The sequence below is a fragment of the Bifidobacterium bifidum ATCC 29521 = JCM 1255 = DSM 20456 genome, assembly GCF_001025135.1.
Classification (GTDB): domain Bacteria; phylum Actinomycetota; class Actinomycetes; order Actinomycetales; family Bifidobacteriaceae; genus Bifidobacterium; species Bifidobacterium bifidum.
On sequence record NZ_AP012323.1, the window covers coordinates 254,311 to 271,194 of the forward strand.

General features: G+C 62.6%; 14 protein-coding genes. 8 read left to right on the plus strand and 6 right to left on the minus strand.

Annotation, left to right across the window (positions count from 1 at the left end; genetic code table 11):
• Position 1 precedes the first annotated feature (1 nt).
• The 3 genes from BBBF_RS00995 (at position 2) to BBBF_RS01005 (ending at position 3,901) form a co-directional block, all read left to right on the plus strand.
• Positions 2-553 (plus strand): YbhB/YbcL family Raf kinase inhibitor-like protein, encoded by a 552-nt coding sequence (locus tag BBBF_RS00995; protein WP_013363002.1) that lies wholly within the window; start codon positions 2-4, stop codon positions 551-553.
• A 124-nt stretch (positions 554-677) separates the two neighbouring features.
• Complete coding sequence (locus tag BBBF_RS01000; RefSeq protein WP_013363003.1) at positions 678-2,291, plus strand: C69 family dipeptidase; 1,614 nt, start codon at positions 678-680, stop codon at positions 2,289-2,291.
• A gap of 92 nt (positions 2,292-2,383) precedes the next feature.
• The gene (locus tag BBBF_RS01005) at positions 2,384-3,901 is read left to right on the plus strand and encodes a formate--tetrahydrofolate ligase (RefSeq protein WP_013363004.1); all 1,518 of its coding nucleotides are present in this window, start codon (positions 2,384-2,386) and stop codon (positions 3,899-3,901) included.
• Positions 3,902-4,296: 395 nt separating this feature from the next.
• Here the strand turns inward: BBBF_RS01005 and BBBF_RS01010 are convergent, their stop codons facing one another.
• Positions 4,297-4,644: a phenylpyruvate tautomerase MIF-related protein gene (locus BBBF_RS01010; protein WP_003811601.1), complete on the minus strand. Its 348-nt coding sequence runs from the start codon at positions 4,642-4,644 to the stop codon at positions 4,297-4,299.
• Positions 4,645-4,804: 160 nt separating this feature from the next.
• On the opposite strand from BBBF_RS01010, the gene BBBF_RS01015 reads away from it, so the two are divergent.
• Complete coding sequence (locus tag BBBF_RS01015) at positions 4,805-5,338, plus strand: GtrA family protein (RefSeq protein WP_003819120.1); 534 nt, start codon at positions 4,805-4,807, stop codon at positions 5,336-5,338.
• Between the two features lie 91 nt (positions 5,339-5,429).
• Here the strand turns inward: BBBF_RS01015 and BBBF_RS01020 are convergent, their stop codons facing one another.
• Positions 5,430-6,860: an MFS transporter gene (locus tag BBBF_RS01020; protein WP_013363005.1), complete on the minus strand. Its 1,431-nt coding sequence runs from the start codon at positions 6,858-6,860 to the stop codon at positions 5,430-5,432.
• 405 nt (positions 6,861-7,265) lie between these two features.
• Between BBBF_RS01020 and BBBF_RS01025 the strand changes: the two genes are divergently transcribed.
• Entirely contained in the window at positions 7,266-7,925 is a 660-nt protein-coding gene (locus BBBF_RS01025) for a histidine phosphatase family protein (protein WP_003811609.1), read from the plus strand.
• Between the two features lie 247 nt (positions 7,926-8,172).
• Positions 8,173-9,096 carry a hypothetical protein gene (locus BBBF_RS01030; protein ID WP_003811611.1) on the plus strand — a complete coding sequence of 308 codons (924 nt, stop codon included), beginning with the start codon at positions 8,173-8,175 and terminating at the stop codon, positions 9,094-9,096.
• Positions 9,097-9,372: 276 nt separating this feature from the next.
• Here BBBF_RS01030 and BBBF_RS01035 read toward each other — a convergent pair whose 3' ends face one another.
• Both BBBF_RS01035 and BBBF_RS01040 read right to left on the minus strand, forming a co-directional pair.
• Positions 9,373-10,158, minus strand: a complete 786-nt coding sequence (locus tag BBBF_RS01035; protein ID WP_003811612.1) for an ABC transporter permease — start codon at positions 10,156-10,158, stop codon at positions 9,373-9,375.
• A gap of 262 nt (positions 10,159-10,420) precedes the next feature.
• Positions 10,421-11,488, minus strand: a complete 1,068-nt coding sequence (locus tag BBBF_RS01040; RefSeq protein ID WP_013363006.1) for an ABC transporter substrate-binding protein — start codon at positions 11,486-11,488, stop codon at positions 10,421-10,423.
• A 427-nt stretch (positions 11,489-11,915) separates the two neighbouring features.
• Here BBBF_RS01040 and BBBF_RS01045 point away from each other — a divergent pair, with 427 nt between their 5' ends.
• Together BBBF_RS01045 and gltX are read left to right on the plus strand one after the other, a co-directional pair.
• Positions 11,916-12,578, plus strand: coding sequence for an HAD family hydrolase (locus tag BBBF_RS01045; RefSeq protein WP_013363007.1), 663 nt, complete (start codon positions 11,916-11,918; stop codon positions 12,576-12,578).
• A 1,455-nt stretch (positions 12,579-14,033) separates the two neighbouring features.
• Positions 14,034-15,563: a glutamate--tRNA ligase gene (gltX, locus tag BBBF_RS01050; RefSeq protein WP_003811622.1), complete on the plus strand. Its 1,530-nt coding sequence runs from the start codon at positions 14,034-14,036 to the stop codon at positions 15,561-15,563.
• Between the two features lie 241 nt (positions 15,564-15,804).
• On the opposite strand, the gene BBBF_RS01055 is transcribed toward gltX, so the two are convergent.
• Both BBBF_RS01055 and BBBF_RS01060 read right to left on the minus strand, forming a co-directional pair.
• A complete protein-coding gene (locus BBBF_RS01055) occupies positions 15,805-16,335 on the minus strand; it encodes a DUF4143 domain-containing protein (RefSeq protein ID WP_003811624.1) in 531 nt (176 codons plus the stop codon).
• Positions 16,301-16,696, minus strand: coding sequence for an AAA family ATPase (locus tag BBBF_RS01060; protein ID WP_013389458.1), 396 nt, complete (start codon positions 16,694-16,696; stop codon positions 16,301-16,303). Before BBBF_RS01060 ends, BBBF_RS01055 begins: the two co-directional genes overlap by 35 nt.
• Between the last annotated feature and the right edge of the window lie 188 nt (positions 16,697-16,884).

Sequence of the window (16,884 nt, forward strand, 5' to 3'; positions counted from 1 at the left end):
CATGAAGATTTCCGCTGACTTCACGGTGATGCCCGACGACTTCGCCAAAGCCGCCGCGCCCGAATACCGCACCGACGGCGTGCCCGTCATCTCCTTCCCGTTCTATATCGACGAGATCGATCCCGCCGCCCGGTACCTGCACTGGGCGTTCACCGACCCCGACTCCATCCCGGTCTGCGGATTCGAATGGATTCACTGGACGGTCGCGAATCTGCCCATCGACGCGCTGATGTACGACTTCAACGATTCCCATGCACTGCAGATTCCGCCGGACTTCTCCCGGCAGCTGCCCTCCATGATTCCCGAGACCGTGCAGGGCCGCACGTCGGCCGCGAGCAAGCTGGTCGGCAGCACGAATCCGCAGGTGACGATGCGCTACAACGGGCCCCAGCCGCCCGACAAGGACCACGACTATTCGCTGCACGTGTGGGGCACCGCGAAGCCGTTGCCGGGTCTGAACCAAGGATTCTGGCTCAACGAGCTGTTCCACGCGCTGCGTGACATCGACCACGTCACCGATCAGGGTGTGATGTTCATCACCGGAAAAGCCTGAGGGCTGATGCCGTATACTCCCGTACGGAGTCATACACTCATGTGACAGGAGGCGCGCCGCGGATGCGCGCCGCAACGTGCACGCGACAGCGTGTGCACAGCAAGAAAGGACAGTACCGAATACTATGGCATGCACCACGATTCTGGTCGGCAAGGACGCCAGCTATGACGGTTCGACCATCATCGCCCGCAACGAGGATTCCGCCAACGGCGAATTCAACCCGAAGCGGTTCGTCGTCGTCAAGCCCGATGAACAGCCGCGCGAATACCGCAGCGTCATCAGCCACCTGACCATTGACCTGCCCGACGATCCGCTGCAGTACACCGCAGTGCCGAACGCCGACCTGAAGGAAGGCATCTGGGGCGAGGCCGGCGTCAACGAGGCGAACGTGGCCATGAGCGCCACCGAAACGCTGACCACCAACGAGCGCGTGCTCGGCGCCGACCCGTTTGTGGAATACCGGGCGGCACGCGGGCGGGAAGGTGACTCGGATTACGAGCCGGCCGTGCCCGGCGGCATCGGCGAGGAGGACTTCCTGACCATCGTGCTGCCGTACGTCACCACCGCGCGTGAGGGCGTGCAGCGGCTTGGCGACCTTCTTAAGGAATACGGCACCTATGAGATGAACGGTGTCGCGTTCTCGGACGCCGACGAGATTTGGTGGATGGAAACCGTCGGTGGCCATCACTGGATCGCCAAGCGCGTGCCCGACGAAGCGTATGTGACGATGCCGAACCAGCTCGGCATCGACGAATTCGACCTCGATGACGCCCTCGGTGAGCAGGAGAACCACATGTGCTCCGAGGATCTGGTCGAATTCATCGAGCGCAATCACCTTGATCTGGCCGTCGAATCGACGTCGCCGTTCAACCCGCGTGATGCCTTCGGCTCGCACTCCGACTCTGATCACGTGTACAACACGCCGCGCGCATGGGTCATGCAGCGGTTCCTCAACCCGTACGACGAGATGTGGGACGGCCCCGAGGCCGACCACCGCCCGGACAGCGATGACATCCCGTGGGCCCGTCAGCCCGAGCGCAAGGTGACGATCGAGGACGTAAAGTACGTGCTCAGCTCGCACTATCAGGGCACGCCGTTCGACCCGTACGGCCACCTCGGCGACGAGCACACACGCCACATGTACCGCCCGATCGGCATCAACCGCCAGAGCCAGCTGGCCGTCATGCAGATTCGCCCGTACCGTCCGCAGTCGGACCGCGCGATCCAGTGGATCGCCTACGGCTCCAACCCGTTCAACACGCTGGTGCCGTTCTACCCGAACGTCAACGAAACGCCGAAGTATCTGGAAGACACGACCACGCGCGTGACTTCCGAGAACTTCTACTGGGAGAACCGCATCATCGCCGCGCTGTGCGACGCGGCGTTCGCGGAGACCTCCAACGCCATCGAGCGCTATCAGGAGAAGACCGGCGCGATGGGCCACCGTTTGATCGCCGCCACCGACGAGCAGGTCGCGCGTCTGGGCGGTGCCGACGAGGCCGCGGCCGCCTTGGCCGACGCGGAGTTGGAGGCGGCGAACGCGGACGGCGACGTCGAGCCGATGGATCCCGAGGACATCATCGACGCGACCCGTAACGACGAGGTGCGCGACATCCTCGCCGCCGCCAACCAGACCATGGCCGACCAGCTCAAGACCGAGACCGACCAGCTGCTCGACACCGTGCTCTACACCGTGAGCATGAAGATGAAGAACGGTTTCAACCGCTCCGACAACTGATGCGCTGAGAGGCTCCCGGCCAAGCGTTTTCGGCCGCCAGCCGCTTCGACGGTAAGCAAGCGTCATACATCTACAGAAAGGTTCACCTACTGATGACTACTATCGAGGAGTTCACCAGCCAGTACGGGCTGGTCAAGAAGATCGACGCCTTCGGGTTTATGAAGTACCTGCACGACAATCCCGACGCGCCGCGCAAGCACGGCAAGGTCGTGCTCGTCACCGCCGATACGCCGCTCAAGGCGTCGCGCGGCGAGGGCAAGACCACGACGACGATCGCGCTGATCGATGCGCTGCGGGCTCGCGGCATCGACGCGACCGCCGTGCTGCGCCAGCCGAGCATGGGCATCACCGCCGCCGGTTCCAAAGGCGGTGCCTCGGGCGGCGGCAAGGCTTCGCTGACCCACCCCGAGCTCATCGACTGGGGCCTGTGCGGTGAGATGGCCGCCATCGCCGCCGCGCAGAACCTGCTCGTCTCCTTCGCCGAGAAGGCTGTGGACGAGGGACGTATCGACACGATCCTCGTGCCGCGCGTCTCCGAAGTGCCGTCCCGCTCGCTGCGTTCCATCACCGTGGACGCGGGCAAGAACAACGTCGCCGAGAAGGTCGTGCTCACCCCGACGTCCGAGCTGATGCAGATCGTCGTGCTGTCCCGTTCGATGGATGAGATCGGCGAGCGCGTGGCCGCGATGATCGCCGGCACGAAGGACGGCGAACCAGTCAAGTTCGGCGACTTCATCGACCTGTGGCGTATCACCGATATGCTCGCCGATGCGGTCAAGCCGGCGCTCACCGAGACGGTGAACGGCTCGCCGGTGTATGTGCATGGCGGCCCGTTCGCCAACGTGTCGATCGGCATCCCGACGCTGGTCTCCGTGGAGCTGGCGTGCGCCCTGCACGATGTGGTCATCGTCGAGGCCGGTTACGGCACCGACGCCGGAGCGCAGAAGTGGCTCGACATCGCCTGCCGCGAGTATGGCGCGCAGTGGCCGTCCGCGGCGGTCGTCGTGACCCGCGCCTCGACGTGGCGTGATGACCCGGAGCTGGCGTGGCGCTACCCGTTCCACGTGGATCGCTTGGAGAAGCTCGACATTCCGGCGTTCCCGCTGGTGAACCTGTGGGACGGCGAGGACGATCAGATTCCCGAACTGCGCGAGACCGCGGCCCGTCTGGAGCTGCGCGACCCCATCATCGGCAACCTGTATCGCGACGGCGGCGAGGGCCTGAGCGACCAGATCGACGCATTCGTCGATGTGCTGTCCAACGCGTCGATGCCGTCCAAGCACGACAGCCACAAGGGCATGGCCCTGCTGGAGAACGTGAAGTGGGTGGCCGAGAACGCCTACGGCGTGCCGGCCAGCCGTGTGCTGCTCAAGGACGGTTTCCTGGATTCCCTGGGTGCTGCGGATGATCTGTGCAAGGCCGCCGGCATGTCGCTGGACGATCTGGCGCTGGTCGCCGTCAAGTCCCCGGCCACGATGACCGACAACGACCGCGCTCCGGAAGACGAGCGTACGGTCACCCTGAAGAAGGTCGAAGTGCACGCAGGCGCCGGGCTGGTTCACGTGAACCTCACCACGTCCCTGACCACCCCGATGCCCAAGATCGTCTGATTGCGGCAGAGGCGTGCCGCCGGGGTGCCGGGGTACGCGTGCTGTGAGAGTGTGCGGCGGCGTGGCATGCGGAATCATGCCGCACTCGCGCTGACCGCACACCGTGACTGCATCATCACAACCCCTTTCGGATTGTCGGCCGATCATACGGGCCGACTGGCCGCAAGGGGCTCTTTCATTTATATATCGGCAACCTGTGTGCCGCAGAAAAGGCGTCACTGTGTGAGGGTTACGTCACTGTGTGCGTCCTCACACTCCGTGACGCACCCCCGCAACCCTTGCAAAATAAGGGTTTTGCGATTTACGTCACTGTGTGAGGGCTCGCAGCGTGACGGTGGTCGCGCACAGTGACGCCATGCGCGACAATATAGCGGCGGATACCATCACACCTGAGCTCAGAAGTTACCGCCGTTCCAGCCCCAGTCGGTGGTGGCGGTGTAGCGGATGTAGGTGCGGTCCTCGGGGATGCCGAGCTCGCTGTTGAGCGCGGCCATGATCGACTTGGTCAGCTTCTCCCACGCAGAACCGGGCACGGAACGGCCGAACACATTGACCTCGACGTATGCGGCCGGGGCATCGTCGCTGCCGCCGAAGTAGATCGGCATATCATCCTCGAATGGGCACATCAGCCAGCCCTCGGACTTGCCGGGGACGGCCGTGATCGCCTTGCCGTAGGCGGCCTTCAGCGCTTCGCGCTGCTCGGGAGTGGTCTTGACGGATACGTGAGTGTGGATAACGGGCATGATTCCTCCTTGATTGGGTTCGTTCCCTATCCTAATCGGTTCCGCGGCGGGCGCGGTCTGTGCGGCCATGTGTGAAATCAGTGGCGGTTCAGGAAAACCGCGGTGTGAAGTCAGCGATATGTATTAGACAATCAATGTGAGGAAATTGATTGAACAGCTGATGAAGTTCGGTATTGTCGGTGTGGTCGCGTTCATCATCGACTGGGGTCTGATGAACATTCTGCTGATGACGCATATGCATAACGTGCTGGCCACGTCAATCTCGTTCTTCGTCTCGCTGATATTCAATTACTTGGCGAGCATGAAATTCGTGTTCAAGCACCGGCCGGACATGGCGCGCTGGATGGAGATCGCGATTTTCTTCGTGGCGGCGCTTATCGGCTGGTTCATGAACGAGGCGATCGTGTGGACCAGCACGTCGTGGATGCCGCATGATTCCATGTATTCCATGCACACGAAGTACGTGCTGTGGACGAATGTCGGCAAGCTGGTAGCCACGGTAGTGGTGATGATCTGGAACTTCGTGATCCGCAAGTGGCTGCTTGACGATACGCATACCAATGCGATGAACCGTTTGAGGAAGTCCGAGAACCGTTTGAGTCAGGAAGAGCTCGAAGCGAAGTGGGAGAACAGCTTCTCGCATCGGCTTGGCCTGTGGTCGCTCGCGCATACGCCGGAGGGCTGGCCGAAGTAGCGCGGTATGCGCTCTCAAAACTCGCAGATAGAGGGTGTTTTCCTTCAAAAATGCCTTGTATCCGCGAGTTTTGGGAGCGGCATCCGGCGTATCACACGCTGACTTCGGTCAGAGTCGGGGTTTCGGTGCTGGATTTGATCTGCCGGAAGCCGACGAAGGCGATGGCAAGCGAGGTGATCGCCAGCACGGTCGCCATCAGGAAGCCTCCATGCGATCCCATGTGATCGATGAAGACACCCGCGATGGCTGAGCCGGCTGACGAGCCGATCGAGTTCATCGCGCCCATCCACGCCACGCCTTCGGTGAATCGCGTGGGAGGCACCAGATGCAGCATCAGCTGATTGCCGTTGATCCACGTGGGTGCCTGGCAGACGCCGATCAGCAGGTAGATGATCATGATCACCCACAGATGCTTGGCGAACATGAACGTGCCCACGCCGAGATTCACCACGATGAGGCAGAAGTAGAAGCGCTTCCACAGCGGGATGGTCCAGTTCTTCGCGCCGTACACCAGTGCGCCGCATAGCGAGCTGAACGAGAAGCATGCGAACACGAAACCGGTGTATTGCTTCATGTTCGCTTCGGTGGCGAACGCGATGATCGAGATGTTCGACGCCGACTGGAACGCGCCAAGACTGAACCAGGTCACGCACACGGCGATCAGGCCCGGCCCCCAGATCGACTCCTTCTTGCCGGCGCGGGAATCGGCGATGGCTCGGTCGACGGCGGCCTGCACGGCCTGCTCATCGTCGCCGCGGGCCTCGGCCTCTCGGCGGGCGCGGTCGGCGGCGTCCCTCTCGCGCATCCTCTGCGCCTTGGCGGCCTCGCGCTTGCGGTACTCCTCGCGGGTCAGACCGGCCTCTCGGGCCAGCTGGGTCTGTGATTTCGGCTCGGTCGTCAGCTCGGTCAGGAACATCAGCGCGCCGATGACGACGCACACGCCGGTGAACGAGAACGCCAGCAGGCCAGAAATCACCGCCAGCGTAGAAGCCAGCGGATTGCCGATGATCCACATGCATTCATCGAACACGCCGGACAGCGAGAGCGCGCGGTCGGTGCGCTCCCGGTCTCCCTTGAGCATGGTCGTCCAGCGGGCGCGGCTCATCGCGCCCCACGGCGGAATCGCGGCGAGGAACGGCGTCAGGCAGTACAGCACCCATACCTGGGCGCGGTTGGTGATGCTGGTGGTCAGGGCGATGGCGGCGACGATCCAGACCAGGATCGTCGGAATCGACACCTGCCGCTGGCCGAACTTGTCGACCAGCTTGCCGAGCAGCGGGCTGGAGACCGCCAGCGCGATCGCCTGGATGGCGGTGAGCACGCCGGCCAGCGAGTAGTTGCCGTAGTAATGCTGCACGGAGATGGTGATGGTCATGCCGACCATGGGGAACGGCATGCAGGCGATCACCGAGCCGATGGAGAACCTTGCGGTGTGCGGCATACGCAGCAGTTCCGCGTATCCGCCGAATACCTTATGGGCGACTTCCTTGATTGCAGCCGCGACATTGGCGTTATTGGACATGACAGCATCTCCTTTCCGCTCCCGATTGGATGTCCCCCGTCGGCGTGGCGTTGCCGGCGGAGCCCTCATCGTATTGATGTGTTGTCCTGTTGGTCGCGCAAAGGATGCTTTGCATGTTTGCGTCACGGCAACTTTAATCGCGCGTCGGGGCGCGACACGCGGTGTTGATATCACGAACGCATCAATTTTCATAACGTTCATAAACGACGGTGATATATCGGTGTATCAGATGGGGTGACGAGCCGGAGTCGGGTGGTGCCGGGACGATATCGGGTGGGGCTGAGCTGTGCCGGGGCGGGGCGATGTTCGTCGGGCAAACGCCGCCGCGGACGCGGCATCGCCGGCCGGCCGGTGAATGTGGGACAATGAAAGACAGACATCACGAGTCCCGCAGGAAGGCCGCATATGCCGACAACCACCATACATTTCGTCCGCCATGGCAAGGTATACAATCCCGACCATCTGTTGTACGAGCGGCTGCCCGGATTCCACCTGTCCGACCGCGGCATGCGCATGGCGCAGGCGACGGGCGCATACATCGCAGCCGACCCCAGGCTCAACACGGTTGCCGCGGTGTATTCGTCCCCGCTGGAACGCACCTGCGAAACCGCCGGTGCCATTCTCGACGCGCTCAACCCGGTACGCGCCGGGCGTGGGGAGGAGCCGCTGGAACTCATCACCGACCCGCGTGTGATCGAAGCGGGCAACGAGTTTCGCGGCAAGCGCATCGGACATGGCAAGGGCGCGCTGTGGCGCGACGGCAACTGGAAGCTCGTGCTCAACCTGTGGAAGCCGAGCTGGGGCGAGCCGTACCGGCACATCGCCGAACGCGTGGGCGCGTTCGCGAACGAGAAGATCCGCGAGTATGCCGGACGGCAGATCATCGTCGTCAGCCACGAGTCGCCGATCTGGAGCTACCGGCACCTGCTGGAGACCGGCCACCCCGAGCATTGGATGTTCCTACGCAAGACCGCGCTCGCGTCGATCACCTCGATCACCTACGACAGCGATACGGGCAAGGTGATGTCCATCACATATGCCGACCCTGCGGCGCAAGTCGAGTGAGTGCGGCGTGCGCCGGCCGTACAATACACAGAGAGGACGGCTGCGGGCTCGCCCGCGAAAAGGTGCGCATGCGGCGCGGGCCGGGACTGACGGCGGCCGCGTAGCGGTCACTTGTGACGACGCCGCGTAACGGCAGACGGCGAGTGGCCGGCGGTGCTGTGACGCGGTGGCCCGCGGTGCCGGCACCTGGCACCCGGCACGGCGGAAGGTTCCGCGCGTCGGCGGACAATGAAAGCGAAGGAGCGATATGGCATTCCAACTTGACGCGACGGCGATCGCCCATGTGTCGATGAATCCCGCGGTACGCGATGCGGCGGCCGTCGGCGCCGGACTGATCGAACTGTGGCCGCTGACCGACGCCAAGCAGATGGACAATGACACGAAATACGGTGAGAACCTGCAGGTGCGGATGACCCGCATGGCCGCACGGGTCATGACCGGTGACGACGTGACGGTCCCCGATGCGGAGTTCGTGTATGAGGGTGCGGATGAGATTCCCGGTCGTCCGCAGCGAATCGTCGATGCGTTGCTCGCCGCGAATGACGCTTACGACGAGATGGGCGACTACTCCGAAACCGGCGACACGAGGCTGATCATGAGAGGCGCCGGCCAGTTGGGCGTCGATTGGGATGATGACACCGTGCACGCCATCGCCGAAGCGTTGGAGGCAATCGAACAGGCCATCGGTGCCGCCGATGGTGCCGCCGGTGGTGCCGCCGCCGGTGCCGCCGCGCCTGCGAATGCTGCGCCCAGTGCCGATGTCGAAGCCATCGCGCAGCGATTCGCCACGGTGACGGTGGCGGCCGACGGGTTGCTGCGCCTGATCGATCTGCGCAAGCCGTCGCGCGCGGTGCCGGTGATGTTCTATGTCAACGAACTGTGCGAGCGCCTGTCGGTGCCGCGGCTGTGCTTCAAGGCCGAGCAGCTGTCGTCGCTGATGACCGCCCGATCGCTGACTAACGACGACGAGGCCGTCCTAGCCGAAACGGTGAAATTGTTTACTATGGTCGCGGCGAGTGAGTGGAAACGTCACCATGACGACGTGCTGTGGGATGCCGCCGAGGCGAAGCGGCTCGCGAAAGAGGAGGACGAGCGCCGCAACAAGGAGGCGCTCGCCGCCAAGTTCGCGCACGTGGGCGACGACCCGTCCAAGCCACCCGTGGAGCTGTGACGGCTGCCGCCTGACGTCTGATGGGACGGGGCGGAGACCTGAAATATATGCGATTCACCGCTGACTGCTCGGAATCGTGCCGACCTGCTTGCGGCGCGGCCGCTGAATGTGGCGTACCTCTTCCAGAACCTGAGGAACGCCTTGCCGAACGAGCACCCGTAGTAGGGTTTGTCCAGCGGTGGCTCGCCTGTGCCGAACTGAGAGGGGCCGGCGTAAGGACTGTTGCCGCCGTACTCCGGCGCGGCCGTATATGGCTGCTGTGGTGCGGCGCCGGCTCTATTCGCCGTCGTCGTTGAACGCGATGGTGTCGTCCGGGCCGAGGAGCAGGCGTTCCGCGAGACTGATGATGGTCAGCAGCAGTGCGGTCAGTGCGACCACCATGATCGTTGCGGAGAAGATCAGCGGGGTGCGGAACGAGTTGAAAGCGGCCTGCAGCCAGATGCCCAGGCCGTTCATCGCGCCCAGATATTCCGCCGTCACCGCGGTGCCGAACACATAGGCGGCGCTGATACGCAGGCCGCCGAACACCTGGCGGGCGGCGACGCGCAGCTTCACATGCCACAGCGCCCATGCGCGGGTGGCGCCGCAGGTGAGCGCCACGTCCTCGTAGAACTGCGGTACGGCGAGCATGCCGCGGCACGTCTGCACGGCGACGGGGAACACGCCGAATACGGCGACGATCACGATTTTGCCGAGCGGCTCGAACCCGAACCAGATCATGAACAGCGGGGCGATGGTGATGAGCGGGATGGTCTGCGCGGCGGCGAGCAGCGGATAGATACCGCGATACAGGGTTTTGGACACGTACAGGCCGATGCCGATGAGCACCCCGGCCACCGCTGCGATGAGAAAGCCGGTGATTGCCTCGTATGTGGTGATGGCGGTCGCCTCCCACAGGTCGGGCCAAGTCTTGACGATCGATGCGGCGATCTGGCTGGGGGAGGCGAGCACGCGTTGGGAGATGTGGCCCGCATCCACGGCGATCTCCCATACGATGAGCAGCCCGCCGACCGTGACCGCCGGCGGCGCGACGCGTGCGAACAGGGATTTCAGTGTGCGCATGGCGTGATCTTCGGACAATGTGAAACCTTAGGGATGGGATTGATGGGGACTGGCGGGTTGACGGGCTGACGGAGGGAGATGGGCCGGGTAGGAGGGAGAAGGGCCCCGGAATCGTTACGAGAGTCGGAAAACTCCCCTCCGTCCCGTCTCGTGACGGACCGAAGGGGAGCGGAGGTTGGCCCGGCCGGCTGTGACGAACCTGTGCTCGCGGATTCGCTGAACTGTAGATAGATTGGCTGTGGCCGGACTGGCTGCAGCCGGATCAGCCCACGTACTCGTTGGTCGCGAGGTCCTTGGCCTGCGGCGCGGACGCGGGATCGTTGCCGTCCTGGTCCTTGTAGGTGCCGGCCTTGTACTGGAACTCCAGGTACGGCTGCGCGTCATCGAAGTTCGTGGTGCCGGGCAGCGACTTCGGATCGTCGGTCGTCCAGTAGTTGTTCTTGGCGATCTCCTCCATCGAGGTGCGGGTCAGCTTGGAGTCGAGCTGCGCCTCCTTGGCCTGTTCGACCAGGATGTCGGCGGCCTTGTCCGGGTTGGCGAGCGCGTAGTCGTAGCCCTTCTTGGTGGCGGCGATGAACTTCTTCAGCGCATCCGCGTTGGCGGAGTCCTTGAGCCAGGAGCCCTTGACGGCGAATCCCAGCTGGTCGGGGTTGCCGGGCACGCCCCAGTCGGAGGCGACGAAGCAGTTGAGCTTCGGGCCGTTCAGCTCGCTTTCCACGCCTTCCCAGGTCACGTAGAAGCCGCCGAAATCACCCTTGCCGCTGGTCAGCGTCTCGAAGGTGTTGGTGCCGGCCGTCGCGGTCTTGATGTCGCCGGTGCCGCCAGCGTACTTGATCATCTGGCGGACGACCGCGGTCTGCTCGGCGGAGCCGAAGCTGACGAAGGTCTTGCCGGAAAGGTCCTTGGGCGTCTTGATGTCGGTGCGGGACGCCAGCGCGCACCAACGGGCGACCGGCTTCTGCGTCAGGTCGAACACGAACTTCAGGTCAGCGCCCTGCGAGTTGAACGCGGCGACGTTGCTCAGCGTGGTGAAGCCCACGTTGGCCACGCCGTTCTCGACGCTGGTTTCAGCTCCGGCCTGGGCGGTCGGCAGGATCTTCACGTTGACGTCGGCATCCTTGTAATAGCCGAGCTTCTGAGCCACGTACAGACCGATGTGGTTCGTGTTCGGCGTCCAGTCGAGCATGAACGACACGGTCGGCGTGGAGCCGGAGTTCTTGGAATCGGTGTTGCTCGCGGAATTGGTGTTTCCGCAGGCGCTGAGCGTCAGGCCGAGCGCGACGGCCCCAACCATCGCCACGATCTTGCTGAAGCCCTTGACTGTCTTCATCTTCTGTCTCCTTGCCTTCTGCGCACATCGTGCGCCTGCCGGCTGACACACGCCGGGCGGGAAGGTGAGGAGCCCGCGCGACATGAATCAGACCCGTCGCATCGCAGCGCGACACATATCGCCTTGCAATGCGTTTACTTCTCTGATGTCTGGCACGGCTGCTGCCACCAACCGCGCGAACGTTCTCCAGTATAGCGGTATGCGGGGGATCGTGGTATGTCTCGACGGGCGGCTTCGCGCAGGAGTCGGTGTGACGGCGCGGCATCGGGCCGCCATGGCATGTCTCCCGCCGGTGGACATGTGTTTGCCGGATTGCCGGGGCATTGCTGTTTTCTGCTGTTCTCGGGGCGGACCGTTTCCCCGCTGGGTTCATGGGCTACGATGCTAGTGGCTCGTGAAATGGCTTGTGAAATCAAGGAGGATGCCGATGATGAAGGCCGTGTTCTTCGACTTGGACGGGACGCTGATCGATTCCGATCCGTATTGGGTGCGCTCTCAGGAGACCTTGGTGCGCTCCTGTGGCGGGGAATGGAGCGACACGCTCGCCGATGCGCTGCAGGGGGCGGCCTTCCCCGAGACCGTGCGTCTGCTGCGCGGTGCGGGGGTCGATTGGGATGGCGATGCAATCGTGCGGCACCTGTCCGATGAGGTGCTGCGCATGGAAAAGGAGCGTCTGCCGTGGATTGAGGGCGTTCGCGATGTGCTGTCCGGTCTGGCGGCGGCGCACGTTCCGGCCGTGCTGGTGACCGGCTCCCCGCGCGAGATCGTCGAGAATGTGATGGCGCAGGCGCCTAAGGGCGCGTTCGTCGGCTATGTGTGCGGCAACGACGATGTGACGCCGAAGCCCGATCCGGCGCCGTATTGGCGTGCGGCGTCGATGGTCGGGCTGCCGGCCGATGCGTCGGGTGCTGGTCAGTGTCTGGTTTTCGAGGATTCCAAGCCCGGGTTGACGGCGGCTCGGGCGTCGGGCGCGACGGTGGTCGCGGTCACCGGTCATGCTCGTGTGGATATGAGCGACAGTGGGCTGTGCGATGAGGCAATCGTTGACTATCGCGGGCTGACCATCGCCGATTTGGCCGGCTGGATGTGATGTGCCAGCCAGATTGTCGTGGCGTTGCAACGGTTTCATGGGTTGTTCCCTCATATTCGCACGTGTTTGAGCTTCGCGTGACTCGGTCGGATAACAGGAACTTCATCCTTCGGCGCGAAAGCGGCATCTGCGTTTCGAGGGGGTGATTTCGTCTCGCCCAAACATCTATCTACGTTTCGAGGGGTTGCTGTCTGCCAGTATACGAAGTATGAGGGGCGGAATATCGCCATCAATATAGGGAGGATTGACGAAAAGCAACCCCTTGAAATGCAGATAGATGTCTGCGAGGGCTGCGATCAACCCCTTGAAACCGAGAAAGTGGTGTTGCGGACTCTTTTCGTGTGGTGGCGCTTGATTATGTTGTGGCTTGGCTGCGACATATTGCGAGTGCACTGTCGATGATGAGTGAATGGCGGTGGGGATGCCATTCGATGATATGAAGCTCGTCAAGCGTGGAATCTCCAGTGTACGAGCACGAATCCGCTCGTTTGCGTCCCTAAGTGCGCGCCGAAACGACGACCGTGCGCACATAGGGACGCAAACAGGGGCATTTGCGTCCTTATGTTCGCGCGCTTGTCGTTTCGGCGCGCACTTAAGGACGCAACTCGGGGAGTGACGGGAGTGTAGGCACGTATGTGGGCCTTGCGGCGCAGCAAAGATATGGGGCAGTCCCAAAGAAACCGGGTGAAGGTAGCGGTGTGAATGAGCGCGGCATGTACGAACACGGGGTAGGTGGGCAATGCGCAATCAGCAGGAACGGTGGTGCGTCTCGGGCGGGAATGGTCGGAAGGATCCAGCGCGCTGACAAGTAGGAGGGGCGGGCTTGCGAGGCGAACCAGCATGGAAGGAGTTGGCGCACCGCATTGACTGGCGGGAGCGAGCGGCGGAACGAAAGGGGTGTAAACAAGGCAACGGGGAGTGCCGCGTGTGACCGTTTACATACATGAGTGTAGGGATTGTGTGACGACTCGCTGTGCGCGCTAACACGATTTGCGTTTTGCCAGTGGTTGCGATATATGAGTATCAACGATAATTTCGGTTGCGGTGATGGAATCGAAACAAGCAATTGGAGCTGTATAAGTAGTAATACAAGGGGACAATCATGAATAACGATCAGAACAAGGTCATGGACCAGCGCGAGATCCGCGAGGACGAGTCGCAGGATTGGGCGACGCTGTTCGCCGGTCTCGCCGCCTGAGCGCGCCGAAATATCCTGACCGAGGCGCACTTGCCGGATTGACGATACATCGCCGTACATGGAATCCGACAGTCACCCATCGGCAGGACGACGCAGCAACCTTCATGCGCAACGCCGTCGAAGCCGCCATCAAAGCCGGCGCTTCGACCGCCATACCAGCAGCCGTTCCTTCTGCCATCGACGGCGCGACCGTGAGACCGATTGACCAAAAGTGAGTGAACCGGCTCACGTCCCGTTGACGCGGCACAATGGAACGTATGACTGAAGCTGAACATTCAAAAGACACCAAACCAGAACTTCCGGCTCATGTTCGCGTGCGCTTCTGCCCATCGCCGACCGGCACGCCGCATGTCGGCATGATCCGTACGGCGTTGTTCAACTGGGCCGAAGCCCGCGCCACCGGCGGCAAGCTGATCTTCCGAATCGAAGACACCGACGCCGTGCGCGACTCCGAGGAAAGCTACAACCAGATTCTCGAATCCCTGCGCTGGCTGGGCATCGACTGGGACGAGGGCATCGACGTGGGCGGCCCCCACGGCCCGTACCGCCAGTCCGAGCGCGGCGACATCTACAAGGATGTGGCCGCAAAGCTGCTCGAAGCCGGCTACGCCTATGAGTCCTTCTCCACTCCGGACGAGATCAAGGAGCGCAACCTCGCCGCCGGCCGCCCGGCCGAATTCGGCTACGACGGTTACGACCGCGACCTCACCGAGGAGCAGAAGGCCGCCTTCCGCGCCGAGGGCCGCAAGCCCGCGCTGCGCATCCGCATGCCCGACGAGGACATCGCCTTCGACGACCTCATCCGCGGCACCATCGAATTCAAGGCCGGTTCCGTGCCGGACTATGTCATCGTGCGCCCGAACGGCGATCCGCTGTACACGCTCACCAACCCGGTTGACGACGCGATGATGGACGTCAACGTCGTGCTGCGCGGCGAGGACCTGCTCAGCTCCACCCCGCGTCAGATCGTGCTGTACCGCTACCTGATGGAGCTCGGCATCGCCAAGCAGATGCCTCTGTTCGGTCACATGCCGTACGTGATGGGCCAGGGCAACAAGAAGCTCTCCAAGCGCGACCCGGAGTCCAACCTGTTCAACCACCGCGACAACGGTTTCATCCGCGAGGGTCTGCTCAACTACTTGGCTCTGCTCGGCTGGTCCATCGCCCCCGACCGTGACGTGTTCTCCATGGACGAGATGATCGCCAAGTTCGACGTGCGCGACGTGAAGGCCAACCCGGCCCGCTTCGACATCGACAAGGCCATCTCCATCAACGCCGAGCACATCCGCATGCTTGAGCCGCAGGACTTCCTCAACCGTTCCGTGCCGTACCTGCACCGCGACGGTGTGGTCTCGGCCGACAATTGGGATGCGCTGACCGACCGCGAGAAGGTCGTCCTGACCGCCTCCGCTCCGCTGATCCAGCCGCGCGTGCGCCTGCTGGGCGAGGTCGCCGGCATGGTCGGCTCCCTGCTGTCCACCGAGGAGTACCTGGAGCCTGCGGACGATGCCAGGAAGCAGCTCAAGGACTCCGCCGCCGACGTGCTCGATGCCGCCGTCGCCGCGCTTGAGGGCGTGGACGAGGCCGATTGGAAGACCGACAACCTGCACGAGACCCTGAACAAGGCACTCGTGGAGGATGGCGGGTACAAGCCGCGTCTCGCCTTCGGCCCGGTTCGCGTGGCCATATCCGGCCGTCGCGTCTCCCCGCCGCTGTTCGAGTCGATGGAGATCGTCGGCAAGCCGCTCACCATCGCTCGACTGAAGGGCCTGCGCGAGCACCTGTGATGTAACGCAGCGCTTGTGCGCATGCGGAATCCGGCGGGCGGCTGTCGCAAGACGCCGCCCGCCGTCTGCTATCTGCGGAGTTTGCGCCTCCGCTGGCGGGCTGAGCCGTGAAGCGAACGGAGGTGTCGTTCGTAATCGAAGGCGAGCCGACATACGAGTAGACAATACTGCCCCCGCAGGGGTGTCACGAAGCGACTGGGGGAGTCTCCGCCGATCAGGCGGGCAGAACTCCTCCGCTGATTTACCGCCCCAAATAACGCTCCGCCGTAACATACCTCCCGTTCTTACCCGTGAAGTTTTCTGTTCCTCGATACACGACGATTCTGCGATCGACCGGCACGCCCAGTTCTTCCCCGACGGTGGCGAGATGCCTGAAGAAATCTGGTCGCGGAGTCATTCTCGATTTGATTTCTATGAGGGTGGGGCTACGGCGCTGCGTAGCGTCTACGAGGTCGATTTCGCTCTGGTTGGTATCGCGGTAGAAGTACAGCTCGCCGTCTTTGTTCTTGTTGAGGTATCGCTTCACGGTTTGCGAAATGATGAGATTCTCGAACACATCACCGCGCTTGGGGTCGTTCAGCAGCTCTTCCGCAGAATGAATCCCGAGAAGATAGTTGAGCAGGCCATTGTCGTGGAAATAGATGTCGTTCGGCGTTGACGCGTCATAGAGGTGAGGATAGCCGCCGCGGAACATGAATTCGTCCGCGGTGAGGTCGGGTTCCGGCTGAATCGCCTCCTCATGCGAGAGGGGCGGCAGTTGAAGCATGCCCATGCGCCCCGCCAGAGATTGGCCCAATGCGCTTCTCCAGGAGGAAGTTTTGCGAGCCGGACAGCACGTATTGCCCCATGCCGCCTCGTTCGTCGGCCGCGACCTGGATCTGCGAGAACAGTCCCGGAGCATGTTGCGCCTCGTCGATGATGAGTTTCGCGCCATGTGATCGAATGAACCCGACCGGGTCATCGATGGCGCTGATGCGGGTGGTTTCGTCTTCAAGATTGACGTATTCGTAATCGAGCAGCATGTTTTTGATGAGCGTGGATTTGCCGCTTTGACGTGGTCCTGTCACTGAGACGACCGGGAACCATGACAGCATCGGGGTGAGCTCTTGCGCGACGGTCCGTGGTATCATCATTGTCTCATTTGCAATTTCATCAATACAGTGTCTGATAATTCATCAATAGGATTCATGCAAATTCATCAGTAGGATTCGTGATAATCTGTCAGTGCATGTCTTATATCGTTGCAATATAAGGTTTTTTGACAGTCTTTGTGGCTCAGTTGACGATGGTAGTGCGGTAATGGCGCATTCGTGAGAATCTC

Excerpts from the sequence above, each read along its gene's own strand:
- BBBF_RS00995 (WP_013363002.1), top strand. The coding sequence starts at position 2 with ATGAAGATTTCCGCTGACTTCACGGTGATGCCCGACGACTTCGCCAAA.
- BBBF_RS01000 (WP_013363003.1), top strand. The coding sequence starts at position 678 with ATGGCATGCACCACGATTCTGGTCGGCAAGGACGCCAGCTATGACGGT.
- BBBF_RS01005 (WP_013363004.1), top strand. The coding sequence starts at position 2,384 with ATGACTACTATCGAGGAGTTCACCAGCCAGTACGGGCTGGTCAAGAAG.
- BBBF_RS01010 (WP_003811601.1), bottom strand. The coding sequence starts at position 4,644 with ATGCCCGTTATCCACACTCACGTATCCGTCAAGACCACTCCCGAGCAG.
- BBBF_RS01015 (WP_003819120.1), top strand. The coding sequence starts at position 4,805 with ATGAAGTTCGGTATTGTCGGTGTGGTCGCGTTCATCATCGACTGGGGT.
- BBBF_RS01020 (WP_013363005.1), bottom strand. The coding sequence starts at position 6,860 with ATGTCCAATAACGCCAATGTCGCGGCTGCAATCAAGGAAGTCGCCCAT.
- BBBF_RS01025 (WP_003811609.1), top strand. The coding sequence starts at position 7,266 with ATGCCGACAACCACCATACATTTCGTCCGCCATGGCAAGGTATACAAT.
- BBBF_RS01030 (WP_003811611.1), top strand. The coding sequence starts at position 8,173 with ATGGCATTCCAACTTGACGCGACGGCGATCGCCCATGTGTCGATGAAT.
- BBBF_RS01035 (WP_003811612.1), bottom strand. The coding sequence starts at position 10,158 with ATGCGCACACTGAAATCCCTGTTCGCACGCGTCGCGCCGCCGGCGGTC.
- BBBF_RS01040 (WP_013363006.1), bottom strand. The coding sequence starts at position 11,488 with ATGAAGACAGTCAAGGGCTTCAGCAAGATCGTGGCGATGGTTGGGGCC.
- BBBF_RS01045 (WP_013363007.1), top strand. The coding sequence starts at position 11,916 with ATGATGAAGGCCGTGTTCTTCGACTTGGACGGGACGCTGATCGATTCC.
- gltX (WP_003811622.1), top strand. The coding sequence starts at position 14,034 with ATGACTGAAGCTGAACATTCAAAAGACACCAAACCAGAACTTCCGGCT.
- BBBF_RS01055 (WP_003811624.1), bottom strand. The coding sequence starts at position 16,335 with ATGGGCATGCTTCAACTGCCGCCCCTCTCGCATGAGGAGGCGATTCAG.
- BBBF_RS01060 (WP_013389458.1), bottom strand. The coding sequence starts at position 16,696 with ATGATGATACCACGGACCGTCGCGCAAGAGCTCACCCCGATGCTGTCA.